Below are 14,899 nucleotides of genomic sequence, written 5' to 3'. Positions count from 1 at the left end.
CTTAGGTTTTGGCTGCTTATGTGTGTGGGGCAGCAGCTTAATCCTATCAACGTAGCTAGATGCTGCCGACAATGACAAGCATTGAATCATCGCAGGGCGGGTGCAACCCGCGTATTTTTCAGCATCGCTCGCGGGTTTATTCCCAATCCTATTCACTTAACAGAACAAAGCTTGGTTTTGCTTAGGGTGTGCAAGTCGTTTTTCTTGCGCACCGCTCTTGGCGCGCAACGACTACGTCCTTGTACACACCGATAAAACTCAAATCAGTTTGCTGAAATCGAAAGCCAATCGTGCTCCAGCTGGCGGTGTTTTACATCAAAACAATAGTAGTGCCCCTGCGATGGCTGATCTTCGCTGCGGTTGATGGCTATGTTTTTGAGATGGCATTTATAGAGCGTGCCTACTGCGCCGTGGGCCACAATGGCAATGTTTTTGCCTGCACTTTTTTGAATGATGTGTTCTACCGCCTTGATAATGCGTTGTTGCGCATCGCAAGCACGTTCCCAGCCCTGAAAAGAGTTTTCCGGGTGGGCAAAAAACTCATCTGCTGCCGCTTCAAATTGCTCTTTTTGTAAAAAGCCGGTGGCCGTCCTATCGTTTTCCCCGAGATTACTTAGTTTTTCTGTTTTTATATTATTTGCAGCCGCCAGTATTTCTGCCGCTTCAATCGCTTTGCTTTCTTCGCTGCTATAAATCGCCGTCAAGGAAGGGATAAATGCTTGCTGAAGAAAGGCGGTCATACGCTCCCGCCCTTTTTCAGATAAGGACCACCGGGTAACCGGAACATCTGGGGCAATCAGCACTTCTGGGTGGGTAATAAAGTAAACTTTTTGCACAGAGCACCTTTTAATAGGTGGCCGTTTGAGGTGATGCTTATTGCTGCACCGGATTAATCAGCGGCTCGCCCCGGGCAAAGGCGCTGACTTCGCACAGTACTGTATCGGCGATGTTTTCCAGCGCTTCAGCGGTTAAAAAGCCCTGATGCGAGGTGATCATGACATTGGGGAAGGTGGTGAGCCTTGCCAGAACGTCGTCTTCTAATGCTGAGCCGGACAGGTCTTCAAAAAATACGCCTTCTTCGTATTCGTAAACATCCAGCCCCACACCCCCTGCCTGGCCGCTTTTTAGTGCGTCGAGCAGGGCGCTGCTGTCGATCAGCCCGCCGCGGCTGGTATTGATAATCACCGCGCCTGGCTTCATGCCCGCCAGCGTTTCGGCATTGATCATATGCTTGGTTTCATTGGTGAGCGGGGTGTGCAGCGAGATGATATCCGATTGTGCCAGCAGCTCAGGCAGTGAAACAAAGGTGCAGCCTAATGTTTCTGCCCGCTCAGGGGAGGGGCTGCGATCAAACGCCAGTACTTTGCAGCCAAAGCCACGGGCAATGGCAATGGTGGCTGCGCCAATTTTACCTGCGCCAACCACGCCAAAAGTGCGACCATGTAAGTTAAATCCAACCAGGCCATCCAGCGAGAAATTGCCTTCGCGAATGCGGTTATAAGCGCGGTGTGTTTTGCGGGTGAGGGTGAGCAGCAGGGCAAAAACGTGCTCGGCCACGGCTTCGGGTGAATAAGCCGGTACGCGCGTGACGCTGATGCCATGTTTTGCTGCGGCGGCTAAATCGACGCCATTAAAGCCTGCACAACGAAGCGCGACCAGTTGGACTCCCAGTTTTGCCAGCTGTGTCAGAGTAGGGGCGTCAACCCGGTCATTTACAAAAGGGCAAACCACTTCAAAACCGGATGCCAGTGCGGCGGTCTGGATATTTAAGCGGTCTTCAAAAAACACCAGCTCATGGCCATGGTGTTCGTTGGCCTGGCTGAGCGTGGCCCGGTCGTATCGTTTGCTGTCAAAAACGGCAATGCGCATGGGAAACCTGCTTGTTCAATAGTTGTAGTGCCTGCGGCACTTTGATTATGTTGTGCATCATTGATGCGAAGCGATTGCTTGGGCAAGAAGCAAAGCCCCGTCATCTTTGGGGAGATCCCATGAGCTGAGAAGAAGAACAGGGGCTGATTTTACCCCCGTGTTTCATCGTGAAATGAGCTGGTGTTGCGGCTATGCAATCAGCCAGGCTCAGCCTTCTTTAAACATATGGGTATGACTGCTGGTCAGGTTGCGGCCTTTCCAGTGGAAATCGGTGATTTTGGCGGTGAGTACATCGGCCGCAGCGGCACTATCGGTAAGAAGCTGCACGAGCGCAAGGACACTTTCGCTATTGCTGTCGGTGATCGTGATTGAGCCAAAGTCGTTCAGGCCAATGTCATCAGTCAGCAGGCTGCGTACGTCTTCAGCAGAGGTGTCCGGAGGAAGGTTGCCGATTACAATTTGCATGGTTTTTACCCTTTAAACGATGGACAAAAATGGACTTAATTTCTATGAGCCTGGCTGCGCAATTGATTATAGCGTTGCTGTTTTCCTGCTAAATAGAGAGGCGCAATCGCTTCCAGTGCTGTTGGCTGCCAGCCTAATTCCGGGGCAAAGCCCGCGGCATCAATATTATCAACCCGCAGTGAATCCAGATTGTCGTGGCTTAACGGAGGATTGGGCAGCAGGCTCATTACACTAGCTTGTACCCGGGCCAGAAAGTTGGGTAAGGAAATAATTGGGCGACAAATGCCTATGGTTTGTGCTGTATAAGCGACCAGCTCTTTAAGTGTGTAGATTTTGGGGCCAACAAGGCTGAGCGTTTTGCCAATCAGTGTTTTATCTGTAACACCTGCGGCAAAAGCCCGGGTGACATCCTGCACCCATACTGGCTGAAAGCGTGTCTCTGCACCTGCTAATGGCACAAAGGGGGCCATCTTCAGCAGCGAGGCAAAAAGGTTAAGAAACTGGTCTTCCTGGCCAAATACCACCGAAGGGCGATAGATTGTCCAGTCGAGTACGCTGGCTTTAACACGGGTTTCGGCCTCGCCTTTGCTGCGCTGATACATGGACGGGCCATAAATATCTGCCCCTAAGGCGCTCATATGTAAATAGCGGTTTACATTTTGAGCGGTGCACTCAGCGATAATTCTTTCAGTAAGCGTGACATGGGCTTTTTTAAAACTTGCCTCATTGCCCTGCAAAATACCCACCAGATTAATCACCACATCCTGCCCGGCAATTAAGCGCGTGAGTGTGGCATCTTCATTGATATCTGCGCTGACTAAGCGGAGAAAGGGCAGGGGCAGCAAATCCTCACGTTTGTTTTCTTTATGGCGGGTGGGCAGGGTGACCGCATGCCCGGCTTTTGCCAGCCTGGCGGCCAGTTGTTTACCAATAAATCCGCTGCCACCGATTAATAAGATTTTTGACATGCGAGTCTTCTTTGAAGTTGCAGTGCGGGTGAAGCCTGCCGTGGCTCACCCGTACTGAGTATTAAGGTGCGTCTACTGCCTGGCCCCGCCCAGCGACTTTGGCGATGCGTTGCTTCAGAGGCAGGCCCTGGCCTTCAAAGGCGTGGGCGTAGTGGATGGCGTTGGCCATTACTTTTTTAACGTAGTCGCGTGTTTCGTTAAATGGGATGGTTTCGATATAGATTACCCCATCCATCGCCTGGCTTGATTGCCAGGCCCTTGCCCGGCCCGGGCCCGCGTTATAGCCGGCAGTGGCTAAAATTTGGTTATCGTCCAGCCGCTCCCATATATAGCGCAAATAGAAGGTGCCAAAGCTGATATTGGTCGTTAAGTCATTAACTTCTGCCGGATTAAAGTGTTTTTTGCCCATTTTGCCGGCTACCCATTTGGCGGTGCCAGGCATCAGTTGCATCAGGCCGCTGGCCCCAACTCCTGAGCGGGCAATGCTGATAAAACGGCTTTCTTGCCGCATCAGGCCGTAAACCCAGGCCGGATCAATGCCTTCGTTTTTGGCTGCGGGCCCGATCAAATCTAAATAAGGTGTAGGGTAGCGCAGGGTAAAATCATGCAGCTGGCGGGTGCGCTCGGCTGAATAAATCGAGCGGTCGTACCAGTTTTGCTTTCGCGCTAATTCGGCAGCGGCCAGCAGCTGCTGGTCTGTCAGCCCTTTCATGGCCCAATTCCATTCGCGGATGGCTTCGATACGCCAGTCCTGATCGATCAGGGCTAAAGCGCGCTGCACACCCGGCATGGCTCGGATTTGCTTGATTTCTGCATCGCTGGCCTTGTAGCGGATGTTGGCGGGCTCCATGCTTGGGCCGAGCTCTTCTCTGGCGAGCAGGCCGTAAAAATCATGGTTTTCTGCGGCGGCGGCCCAAAGCTGATTGGCTTCAATGGTTTTATTCTGGTTTTTCAGAATGCGCGCTTTCCAGTAAAGCCAGGTGCTGGTCTGTTGCTCCTGGACTGGCAGGGCTTCGATGCGGGCCAGCGTGGTTTCCCAATCAGAGAAACGCAGCGCGGCGCGAATGGCCCATGCTCTGTCCTCGCTATCCATGCCCAGCGTATCGCCCTTGCTTAACCATGCAGAGGCTTGTTCATGTTGTTTTTTAGCGGCAATTAAGCCGATTTGCTGCCATGCATAGCGTTGATCCGCTGCTGGTAATTGCTTTTCTATGCCATTGAGCAGGCTGGCTGCGCGATCCGGGTTCGTTCGTGCAATTCGTCCCAGGGCATAGATGGCTAATTCGCGGCCTGCCTGAGTGGATAAGGATTGCTTTGCAAATTGGTTCTCAGGGTTGGCGGCGAGCGCGCTGATATTTCTTGCGGTGAATTCGGCAGGGTTGCCTGCACGCGCGCCCAATTGGCGGGCAAGATCTGTGCGATTGTCGGCCAATGCCAGGCGAATGCGCGCCCATGCATCGGCCTGGCTTAGTTCTTCATTGCTAAATAAGGCGTCAAAGACCGGGTTGCACGCTTCACTCTGTGGTCTGGCAGAAAACCAGAGCGGTTTGGCGGCCGATAGCGGCGCTGCTTCATTGCTGGCGATGGCTGATTGCGCACGCAAACACTGCAATTCGTTGCTTGGAGCGTCTGTTTTTGCATATTCCTGATTAAAACTTGCCCAGCTTTTACGGCGACCCAGCTCTTTTAACCATTCACCACGAAAGCGCTCTGCCAGAGGGCTGTTATCGTAGTTTTTTAAAAAGCTTTGTGCATCGCTTTCGCTGATTGTGGTGAGCTGGCTGCTTAACCAGTAATAACGCGGATACATTTCTAACGCTTCGCCATTGCTTGCATCGGCCATTTTTGCGATAGCAGGCAGATCACGGCTGCGGGCGGCCTCACGCAGGGAAGACAAATCCAGACGTGCATGTGCGCTGGCGGAAAGAGATAGCGAAGCAATCAATAAAAGTTTTTTCATATTTTTTTCATAGGTATGGGGCAGGCAAGCACGACTTCAAGCATAACTGAGGCTTGCGGGTATTCGTAGGTCAGTAATTGTAAAACAGGAAAATATTTGTTTTTTTTACCTGTCAAAGCAAGAGTTGGGCGCAGCTTGGCTATATAAACACGTTTTTGCCTTGTATTAAGGAGGGCATGTGATTGCTTCTTAGTTTGGCTGCTTAAGTCTGATGTTCCTGTGGTTTTAAAATATGCGGGCAATTAGTGCTGGCCGCTGATTATTTGAAGATAAACCGCAGCGCTTTACCTGATCCTTTGTAAAACGCAGATGCTGACAGTGCAAAATTATTGAAAGAAAATACAGTATTATTTTTGGCAGTATTGCCGGGATGTTTTGTGTAAACAGAGCGGGTGATTCCATCGTATCAATTGAAATGTGCTTTAAAGTGATGATCAGATGCAAATCAATTTGTTCCTCATCTAAAATAAGGCGTAAATCACCGCTGTAAAGGCAGGCAGAGCAGGCGCTCAGACTGTGGGTGCAGCCTGGCAGAGTGATTAATCATGCCTGATTTGCTCAATCCCTTTCTCCCGGGACAGGCTAAAAGCAAGTAGAATCAGGGCGTTTAAGAATAAAGAACTGAGAATGGGAATATGCTGACTTTCCAAGAAATTCTGCTCACGCTGCAAAACTATTGGGGCCGTAATGGCTGCGCACTGTTGCAGCCGTACGATATTGAAGTAGGTGCCGGTACATTTCATACCGCTACTTTTCTGCGCTCCCTGGGCCCGGAGCCTTGGAATGCGGCCTATGTGCAGCCTTCACGCCGCCCTAAAGACGGCCGTTATGGTGAAAATCCGAACCGTTTGCAACACTATTATCAGTTCCAGGTGGCTTTAAAGCCATCGCCAGACAATATCCAGGATCTGTATCTGGGCAGCCTGCGCGAGCTGGGTATTGATACCAGCGTGCACGATATCCGCTTTGTAGAAGACGATTGGGAAAGCCCGAGCCTGGGCGCATGGGGCCTGGGCTGGGAAGTGTGGCTGAACGGGATGGAAGTCACTCAGTTCACCTATTTCCAACAGGTTGGCGGGATTGATTGCAAGCCGGTATTGGGCGAGATCACTTACGGTGTTGAACGTCTGGCCATGTATTTGCAAGGCGTGGAAAACGTTTACGACCTGGTCTGGACAGTTTATCCGAACGGCCAGAAGGTTACTTACGGCGATATCTATCATCAGAATGAAGTAGAACAATCGACTTACAATTTTGAACACGCCAATGTGCCCTTGTTGCTCGATTTATTTAATAAATTTGAAAGCGAAGCCGCACGCCTGATGGAAGCCAATTTGGCGCTGCCTGGCTACGAAATGGTTATGAAGTGCTCGCATGTGTTTAATCTGCTGGATGCCCGTGGTGCGATTTCGGTGACTGAACGTGCCGCTTATATCGGCCGTGTGCGTACGCTTTCACGCCTTGTGGCCCGGGCTTATTACGATTCGCGCGAAGCGTTGGGCTTCCCTATGTGCCAAGTTACGCCGGCTTAGGGGGCATGATGATCCGCTATCTGTTGTTGATTACTCTCCTGGCTGGCTGTGGAAAATTTGAAGATGAGGTTTACGGCCCGCTTGAAGTTCCAAAAGAAGGCGACTGGCGCAGTTACGGCACGATGGCGGATTATGAAATGCTGGTCGATGTGAAATCGATTACCCATGACGATGATTACGCGCCAACCAAATACACCTATGTCTGGTTGCAGCAGAAGTTTAATCAGGATCAGATTGATGAAACGACCAAAAAGAAATATCGCCTGAAGTATTCGCGCCATGCCATTGATTGCCCGTCTAAAAAAATGGCGGGTGTATTAAGCGATTTGCGCGATGCGGAAAACGAGCAGGTGGCCCGCTACGATATTCCGGGCTTTCAGTGGGAATTCGATGAGCCGCCAGCCAATAGCTTTGGCGGTGATTTTGTTCGCCAAGTTTGTAAAATCATGGCCGAGAAAGAAGCTAAAGCTAAATTAGAAGAGAATTAATCCCCATGTCCAATCCTATATCTCAAACACTGCTGATTGAAATTTTTACCGAAGAATTGCCACCCAAAGCACTGCCAAAATTAGGCGCAGTGTTTGCGAGTGGTATTTTTGATGAATTAGCCAAGCTGGGCTTTGTGGCAAAAGACGCCGAAGTTGAATCGTTTGCCAGCCCGCGCCGCCTTGCTGTATCGATCGCTGACGTGCTGGCTGTGCAGCCGGATCAGGCCATCGAGCGCCGTGGTCCGGCGGTTGCTTCTGGTTTGAAAGATGGTGTGCCAACGCCAGCCCTTGCTGGCTTTGCGCGCAGCTGTGGTGTGGATGTCTCGCAGCTTTCGCAAGGCTCGGATGGCAAGCAGGATGTGTATATTTTTTCATCCGTAAAAACTGGTGAAGCGCTGACTAAAGTGTTGTCAGGCATTATTGCCGGCACACTTAAAAAACTGCCTGCGCCAAAAATGATGCGCTGGGGCGACCGGGATGGCCAGTTTATTCGCCCTGTGCATGGCCTGGTTGCACTGCATGGCAGTGATATCGTGCCTGCTCAGGTCTTGCATCTGGAAGCGGGCCGCAGCACGCTGGGTCATCGTTTCTTATCCAGTGGTGCGATTGAGCTGGCAAACGCCGATGAATACGCAGCCCGCCTCTTTGATGATGGTTTTGTAGAGGCAAGCTTTGATGCACGCCGTGCGTTGATTGCTGATCAGCTCAATAATGCCTGCCTTGAGCTGAATGCTCAGATTGCGCCATCGGATGGTTTGCTGGATGAAGTCACTGCGCTGGTTGAATGGCCTGTGATTTACACCGGAAACTTCGACGAGAAATTCCTGCAAGTGCCGCAAGAGTGCCTGATTTTATCGATGCAGCAGCATCAGAAATACTTCCCGCTGCTGGATCAGAATGGCAAATTACTGCCTAAATTCTTAGTGGTTTCTAATCTGGAAACTGCCGATCCAAGCCATATTATTCATGGTAATGAGCGCGTATTACGTGCGCGTCTTTCGGATGCCGAGTTCTTCTTTGAGCAGGATAAAAAGAAGAAGCTTGAATCCCGCGTGCCGCAGCTTGCCAATGTGGTTTATCACAACAAGATCGGCAGCCAGCTTGAGCGCGTAGAGCGCCTGCAAAAAATTGCCGGTGCCATTGCGGTGAAGCTGAATGCCGATGTGGCTGATTGCAAACGCGCTGCATACTTAGCCAAGGCCGATCTGATCGCCGATATGGTGGGAGAATTTCCTGAGCTGCAAGGCGTGATGGGCATGTATTACGCCCGCATCGATGGGGAAAACGACGCGGTTGCTAATGCGATTGAAGGCCATTACCACCCGCGTTTTGCAGGTGACACCTTGCCGGAAGGTGCTGTGGCTCAGGCTGTTTCGCTGGCGGATAAGCTGGAATCCATTGTTGGTATTTACGGCATTGGCCTGATCCCAACAGGCGATAAAGACCCGTTTGCCTTACGCCGCGCCGCGCTTGGCGTATTACGTATGGTGCTGGATTTACCGCTGGACCTGAAAGAATTGCTCAGTATTACCAGCGATGCTTTCCCTGAGGGTGTGGTTGCAGATGGTACTGTTGAGGGCGTGTATGGCTTTATGCAAGATCGCCTGAAAAACTATCTGGCTGCAGATTACCCGGCCGCAGATATCGATGCTGTTTTGGCACTGAACCCGACGCTGCTGAACGAGATGGTGATTCGCCTGCAGGCTGTTGCGGCATTTAAAGCACTGCCAGAAGCCACAGCATTGGCCGCAGCAAATAAGCGTATTCGCAATATTCTGAAAAAAGTCGAAGGCGATTTGCCAGAGCTGAATGCAGCGCTGCTGAGCGATGCAGCTGAAATTGCCCTGCATGCTGAGTTATTAAAGCTGCAGCCAGTGGTGAGCAGTGCTCTGGCTAGCCAGGATTTCACCGGTGCACTGAAAGCACTGAGCGCTTTAAAAGAGCCAGTCGATGCTTTCTTTGATTCGGTGATGGTCATGGCCGACGATTTAGCTGTGCGTGGCAATCGCCAGGCGCTGCTCGCCGCGCTGGCCAGCCTGATGAACCGCGTGGCTGAGTTGTCTTTATTGGCTGAGTAAACGCAAAAAACGCTCAAAAGATCTGCAGACACTAAGAGTATGAAGTGAATAAAGCGGGCACACAGAGCTTAGGTATTTTCTGTGTACCCGGTGTTGTCCTCTGTGTCTGTGGCTCTTTGAGCTTTTTTGAAACAGGTTTAAAACGGAGTCGCGTATGAAGTTATTGATTCTCGACCGCGACGGCGTAATCAATGAAGACAGCCCGGATTACATCAAAACGCCGGAAGAATGGCAGCCGATTGCAGGCAGTTTAGAAGCCATCGGCGAGTTATCCCGCTCGGGGTGGACAATTGTGGTGGCGACTAATCAAAGCGCGATTGGCCGAAAAATGATTGCGGTGGACGCGCTCAACCGCATTCATGCCAAGATGCACCGGGCTATTGCCGGGCAGGGAGGGCATGTGGATGCGGTGTTTTTCTGTCCGCATGGACCCGATGCAGGTTGCGTTTGCCGTAAGCCTAATCCCGGCATGATTTTAGATATTTCCAGTCGTTTTCACATACCATGCCCACAATTGACGATGGTGGGCGATTCGCAGCGTGATTTACAAGCCATTGCGGCTGTAGGCGGTAAGCCTGTACTGGTTCGCACCGGTAATGGCATAAAAACTGAGCAGAAAGGCCTGATGCCCGAGGGCACGCAGGTATTTGACGATTTGGCGGCATTTGCCGCGCATTTACTTGTAGTTAGCCCTGCTGGATTGGTGGGGTAGAAATAAATGGGTTTTTCGTCTGGCAAGACGTGAGGAAGCCGCATAGCAAGCTATGCAATCACGAACAACGCAGCCAGGCGGAAAAACGCGATTTATACCCGCTTTATTCATCAGGACTAACTACTGGCACCAGAGGGTGAAGATTAAATGATTTGGTTGCGCTCCATTCTGTATTGGCTTGCTGTTCCTGTAGTAACTCCCATTTTTTGTGTGATTGCGATTTTGATTCTGCCGCTGCCTCCTGTGCTGCGTTACCGGATTATTCGTGGCTGGTCGTGGACAATGCTCAAGTGGCTGAAATTCACCTGTGGCCTGACTTATCGCGTAGAAGGCATTGAAAACCTGCCTGCAGACCCTGCCGTGGTGATGTGCAAGCATCAATCAGCATGGGAAACGCTGGCTTTGCAGCATGTGTTTCCGCCGCAAGTTTGGGTATTGAAAAAAGAACTGCTGAAATTGCCGATTTTTGGCTGGGGCTTAGCAACTTTATCGCCGATTGCGATTGACAGATCGAACCGTGCCGAGGCGCAAAAGCAGTTGATTGCCCAGGGTAAGGATCGCCTGGCTAAAGGCTTCTGGATTGTGATCTTCCCGGAAGGCACCCGTGTTCCATCGGGTGGCTACAAGCCGTATAAGCAGGGTGGCGCGCGTTTGGCCGTTGATCTGGAAGTGCCTATTGTGCCGGTGGCGCTTAATTCGGGCGAATTCTGGCCGAAAAATTCATTTCTTAAATGGCCGGGTGAAATCACCATGGTGGTTGGCAAGCCGATAGAACCAGCTGGCCGCAGCCCGCTAGAGCTTACGCAAGAAGTTGAAACCTGGATCGAAAATGAAATCCAGCGTTTTGGCGGCGTTGGCCCTTGTTACTCGCCTAAAAAATGACAGCGCATTCGCTGCGTCTGGCTGATCGTGAGCTGCCTTATCAGCTGGAGCGCAGCAGCCGCAGGCGCTCGATTGGTTTAAAAATCACCGCCAATGGTTTAACCGTGATTCTGCCTGCCCGCGCGCCTTTAAAAGAAGCCGAGCGGGCCATCGAGAGCAAATTAAAGTGGATACTGGCCAGGCTGGCTACGCCGGTCGCGGCTCCTGCTGCTCTGGCGGTTGGCAGCAGCGTTCTGTGGCAGGGCCAGGCTAAATTTGTGCAGCACTGTGCTGGCCGAACCCGGCTGGAAGAAGATGTGCTGTATGTATCAGAGCAAAGCCCCTTGCCCGTCACAATCACACGCTTTTATCAGCGCAGCGCCAAGCCTTATTTCTTACAAAGGCTGGCGTACTGGAGCGGGGTAATGGGCCTTCAGCCGCGGCAGCTGTTCTTAAGCTCGGCGAAAAGCCGCTGGGGAAGTTGCACAGCCTTGGGGGATATTCGCCTGAACTGGCGATTAATGCAGGCCCCGCCACAAGTGATTGATTATGTGGTGATCCACGAGCTGGCGCATTTGGCGGAATTGAATCATTCTGCGCGTTTTTGGGCCATCGTCGCCAGTGCCTGCCCTGATTGGAAAACGCATCGCTTATGGCTGAAGCAAAACGGTGCAATGCTGTTTGCGTGGTAAGGGATTATTTTGCGTGCCAGGCAACATCAAAAACAATGCTTATTAGTGCCTTCGGCTCGTTGATTTTGAAGCGCTTAGCCACCACGTGGCCTTCCTTCGCCAAGAAAGGAGGCTAAAAAAGGCGACCCCAAAAGCATCTACTCAGTGGACAATCGAGTCGGCGGCGGGCGGAATTGGCTCGTTCCTTGCTCCCTTGCTGAAACCCCGCCCTGTTTATTCCTCGCTTCGGCGTGTTTCAAGGGGAGATTCAAACCCTGTTTTCCTCCGTGAAACCCCGCGTTCTCTGTGGTCTCCGTGTTTCAAGATTTGGCTTTTGCAACGAAATATCGAAGATCTAATACGCCCCCAAAACCTGATTCAATGCTGCTCTGGCGTAGCTAACTGTTTCGCTTGCAGTTAAGCCAATTCCATTGGGATGTATTCTGCGCCAGTCGTCTGCTGCGCGGCCGTGCAGCCAGCAGCCGCTTTGCACTGCATCCAGCGGTTTAAGGCCTTGTGCGGCAAGTGCAGCAATGATACCTGAGAGCACGTCGCCTTGCCCTGCGCTGGCAAGGGCTGCATTGCCGCTGGCGTTGATGCTCCAGCTTTGCCCGTCGCTGCATACCGAGCCCGCTCCTTTGAGCAGCACGGTGGCTTTATAGCGCTGTGCGAGGGTAAGGGCGGATTCGATTCTATTTGCTTGCACGGCCTGAGTGCCGATGTGCAGCAGTCTTGCTGCTTCGGCTGGGTGTGGTGTGATTATGCTGGGGGAGCTGCGCTCTTGCATGGCGGCAGTCAGCGCTTCTGAGCCGGCGAGTAAATTGAGTGCATCAGCATCCAGCAGCAGCGGCAGTGGGCTGGCAATGCTTTGCTGGAGTATTGCAAGGGCAGTTGCGCTATTTCCAAGCCCGGGGCCGGTAAGAATAAAGCTGAGGGCAGGGTGCTGCAGGGCTTCTTCAGCGGAGTGCAGCATCAGCTCGGGCTGTACTGGGTCTGCGCTCAGGGTTTTATCCAGCAACCCCAGTACAACGCGGCCTGCGCCCATATGCAGAGCGGCACGCCCGGCAAGCAGTGCTGCACCTGACATGCCGCTGGCCCCGCCCATTACGCCAACGGTGCCATAACTGCCTTTGTGGCTGTCTGGGCTGCGTAATAGCCGGCTCAGGCTGGCGGGTGCATGGTTTTGTAAATACCCGTCGGCGGCGGGATAGAGATGGGCTGGGATTTGCAAATCGTGCAGGCTGATTTCACCGCATACATCGCAGCCCCTGGCTGTAAACTGGCCGGGTTTGTGGCTGATAAAGCTCAGGGTGTGAGTGGCGTGAATGACGGCTCCGGGGGCTGCCCCGCTATCTGCCATCAGGCCACTTGGGATATCTAATGCAATAATCGGGCAGCCCAGTGCTTGCAAGCCGGCCATAATCTGGCTATCTGCTTCAGATGGTGCGCGGTTCAGCCCAAGCCCAAAGAGCCCGTCAATGGCGAGATCGGCATGATCCGGTGTGGCAACAAGGGTTTGGCCGCCAGTTGCCTGCCATTTGGCAAAAGCATCTTTGGCATCTGCAGTCAGGCAAGGGCTGGTCAGCCTGAGCAAAATGGTTTTGCCTGCTTGCTGAAGCAGGCTGGCGGTGATTAGAGCATCGCCACCATTATTGCCCGGCCCTGCCAGCACATAAATAATTTGTGCTGCAGGATAGTGTTTTAAGATCCAGCTGGCGCTGGCCTCACCCGCTCTGTGCATCAGCGATAAACCGGCTGCAGCGCTTTCGGTTTGTCTTAGTTTTTGGCTAAAGAAGAGCGGGGAATTGATCATTCGCGTGAGATTCGCTGGCGTTCAATTTTGTTAATAAAACGCTGAATAAGCGTTTGCATTTTCCCGGATAAGTCAAAAAAACGGCAGCCTACCCGCTGTGTTTTAATGCCATTTCGCAGTGTTACATCAATCACAATGCAAACTTGCATATCGACTTCAATGACGCCGATATCAAGCAGCTGAATCCGGCAATTATGCAAGGTGTCGCCTACCTGCATAGGCAGGTCCGGTGAAACCCCAAGCAGGCTTAAGCCGCCAAGGCTGATATCTGTGACCGACAGCTCTGTATGCCCTCCGTCAAATGGGATAACACAGGCCACTTTTTGCGACATGGGGATATCAAGCCGATAAAAGTCACGCCTTTGCATACGCAGTGTTTGTACCGGGCCACTGCTGCGTATTGCTGTGCGCCCTTCATAGGCGACTAGCACTGCATCGGGCAGCTCAAATTGCACTTTCACTTTATTTACAACGCCCACCAGCAGCATCCGGCCTTCTTTAATCAGCGCGGCATTGGTGACAATATCGTTACTGGCATCAAACAATAATTCATTGTCAGTAATGCTGAGCAGGGTGCTGATTGCAAATGGCTCACGTTTACCTGCAGGGTAAAGGCAAATAATTTCACCGTTATCCAGTAGTTGCTTTAGCAAATACTTTATTTCTATGCTGGCGCTGACGAGATAGGGCCCCGTATCCGATACAAAAACGGGCTCCAGCGTGGGAGGTTGTTGCATTGTGTTAATCAGTTAAAGAAAAGATAAGCTACTTTATATCATTGGCAGGGACTTAATCCTAGCTTGCTTTACCATGCGCTTTAATTAATATAGTGTAAGTCATTCTATGGATTGACTATTATTCAGGCCATAAATTACAAGGCCTGAACACTTTAGTTTGCGATAGACAGCAAGGCTTCCAGTTCATCCAGCCGCATCCGTTCTTCTTTTTGCCGCTCTGCATCGCGGGGGCGTACATGTAAGCTGATTGGGCTATCGTCAAACCAAAAAGAAAATGAAGGGTAATCTGCAAGCTGGCGGCCGTTCGCTGGCGGCAAAATATCGTAATCAATTTGTTGGTTGAGTAAGAAAATCTCAGCAGATTTAGGGTCATCTAAAAAGATGATCAGATTTATGTCGGAGTTTGCGCCAGCAACGCCGGATAAAACCGATCCCGTCAGGCAGGGGCGGAAATGCGCCAGAATCCGCATTACTTTTAGTGCTTTGTGTCTCAGATTATTGAGGTGATTGCTGTGTTCCGGGTGGTAAACCGCCCTGTAATTGGCCAGGGCGGTTTCTATTTCCTGATTCGAGGGCATCATGCGCCCTTCGCTAATCCCTAATTGTCTGGCGGCCTTTTTTTTGGCAAGTGCAAAATCATGCAAAAGATCTTCAGCAATTAAGCGCGCCGCACGTTCGGCTATCCGGGCGCGCAAGACAGAAGACTGACGGTCGAGAACGTGCGGTTTGCTCATAGTTTAGGTGC

Annotated in this window: 14 protein-coding genes; 6 read left to right on the top strand and 8 right to left on the bottom strand. The window is 51.7% G+C overall.

The window, feature by feature from the left end; translation table 11 throughout:
* Positions 1-263: 263 nt before the first annotated feature.
* From HA050_RS14180 to HA050_RS14160, 5 genes are all read right to left on the bottom strand, one after another.
* Complete coding sequence (locus HA050_RS14180) at positions 264-803, bottom strand: histidine phosphatase family protein (protein WP_308418907.1); 540 nt, start codon at positions 801-803, stop codon at positions 264-266.
* Positions 804-873: 70 nt separating this feature from the next.
* Entirely contained in the window at positions 874-1,869 is a 996-nt protein-coding gene (locus HA050_RS14175) for a 2-hydroxyacid dehydrogenase (RefSeq protein WP_166827387.1), read from the bottom strand.
* Positions 1,870-2,076: 207 nt separating this feature from the next.
* Positions 2,077-2,334 carry an RNA recognition motif domain-containing protein gene (locus HA050_RS14170; protein ID WP_166827384.1) on the bottom strand — a complete coding sequence of 86 codons (258 nt, stop codon included), beginning with the start codon at positions 2,332-2,334 and terminating at the stop codon, positions 2,077-2,079.
* Positions 2,335-2,369: 35 nt separating this feature from the next.
* Entirely contained in the window at positions 2,370-3,302 is a 933-nt protein-coding gene (locus HA050_RS14165; protein WP_166827381.1) for a complex I NDUFA9 subunit family protein, read from the bottom strand.
* Positions 3,303-3,363: 61 nt separating this feature from the next.
* Positions 3,364-5,262, bottom strand: coding sequence for a lytic transglycosylase domain-containing protein (locus HA050_RS14160; protein WP_166827378.1), 1,899 nt, complete (start codon positions 5,260-5,262; stop codon positions 3,364-3,366).
* A 635-nt stretch (positions 5,263-5,897) separates the two neighbouring features.
* Here HA050_RS14160 and glyQ point away from each other — a divergent pair.
* The 6 genes from glyQ (at position 5,898) to HA050_RS14130 (ending at position 11,625) form a co-directional block, all read left to right on the top strand.
* Positions 5,898-6,794, top strand: coding sequence for a glycine--tRNA ligase subunit alpha (gene glyQ, locus HA050_RS14155; RefSeq protein ID WP_099399385.1), 897 nt, complete (start codon positions 5,898-5,900; stop codon positions 6,792-6,794).
* Between the two features lie 5 nt (positions 6,795-6,799).
* Positions 6,800-7,282 carry a surface-adhesin E family protein gene (locus HA050_RS14150; protein ID WP_132038732.1) on the top strand — a complete coding sequence of 161 codons (483 nt, stop codon included), beginning with the start codon at positions 6,800-6,802 and terminating at the stop codon, positions 7,280-7,282.
* Between the two features lie 5 nt (positions 7,283-7,287).
* Positions 7,288-9,360 carry a glycine--tRNA ligase subunit beta gene (gene glyS / locus HA050_RS14145; RefSeq protein ID WP_205836439.1) on the top strand — a complete coding sequence of 691 codons (2,073 nt, stop codon included), beginning with the start codon at positions 7,288-7,290 and terminating at the stop codon, positions 9,358-9,360.
* Positions 9,361-9,514: 154 nt separating this feature from the next.
* The gene (gene gmhB / locus HA050_RS14140) at positions 9,515-10,072 is read left to right on the top strand and encodes a D-glycero-beta-D-manno-heptose 1,7-bisphosphate 7-phosphatase (RefSeq protein ID WP_166827375.1); all 558 of its coding nucleotides are present in this window, start codon (positions 9,515-9,517) and stop codon (positions 10,070-10,072) included.
* 147 nt (positions 10,073-10,219) lie between these two features.
* Positions 10,220-10,954 carry a lysophospholipid acyltransferase family protein gene (locus tag HA050_RS14135; RefSeq protein WP_166827372.1) on the top strand — a complete coding sequence of 245 codons (735 nt, stop codon included), beginning with the start codon at positions 10,220-10,222 and terminating at the stop codon, positions 10,952-10,954.
* Positions 10,951-11,625: a M48 family metallopeptidase gene (locus HA050_RS14130; protein ID WP_166827370.1), complete on the top strand. Its 675-nt coding sequence runs from the start codon at positions 10,951-10,953 to the stop codon at positions 11,623-11,625. Before HA050_RS14135 ends, HA050_RS14130 begins: the two co-directional genes overlap by 4 nt.
* A 334-nt stretch (positions 11,626-11,959) precedes the next feature.
* Here the strand turns inward: HA050_RS14130 and HA050_RS14125 are convergent, their stop codons facing one another.
* The 3 genes from HA050_RS14125 to HA050_RS14115 form a co-directional block, all read right to left on the bottom strand.
* Complete coding sequence (locus HA050_RS14125; RefSeq protein ID WP_166827367.1) at positions 11,960-13,417, bottom strand: NAD(P)H-hydrate dehydratase; 1,458 nt, start codon at positions 13,415-13,417, stop codon at positions 11,960-11,962.
* Positions 13,414-14,154 carry a flagellar brake protein gene (locus HA050_RS14120; RefSeq protein ID WP_166827364.1) on the bottom strand — a complete coding sequence of 247 codons (741 nt, stop codon included), beginning with the start codon at positions 14,152-14,154 and terminating at the stop codon, positions 13,414-13,416. Before HA050_RS14120 ends, HA050_RS14125 begins: the two co-directional genes overlap by 4 nt.
* Before the next feature lie 152 nt (positions 14,155-14,306).
* Positions 14,307-14,888, bottom strand: a complete 582-nt coding sequence (locus HA050_RS14115; protein ID WP_166827361.1) for a nucleotidyltransferase family protein — start codon at positions 14,886-14,888, stop codon at positions 14,307-14,309.
* Between the last annotated feature and the right edge of the window lie 11 nt (positions 14,889-14,899).

Source organism: Iodobacter violaceini (genome assembly GCF_011601265.1).
GTDB classification, from domain to species: domain Bacteria; phylum Pseudomonadota; class Gammaproteobacteria; order Burkholderiales; family Chitinibacteraceae; genus Iodobacter; species Iodobacter violaceini.
The sequence above is the reverse complement of the archived record's forward strand: the minus strand, read 5'-3'. Positions and strand labels throughout refer to the sequence as shown.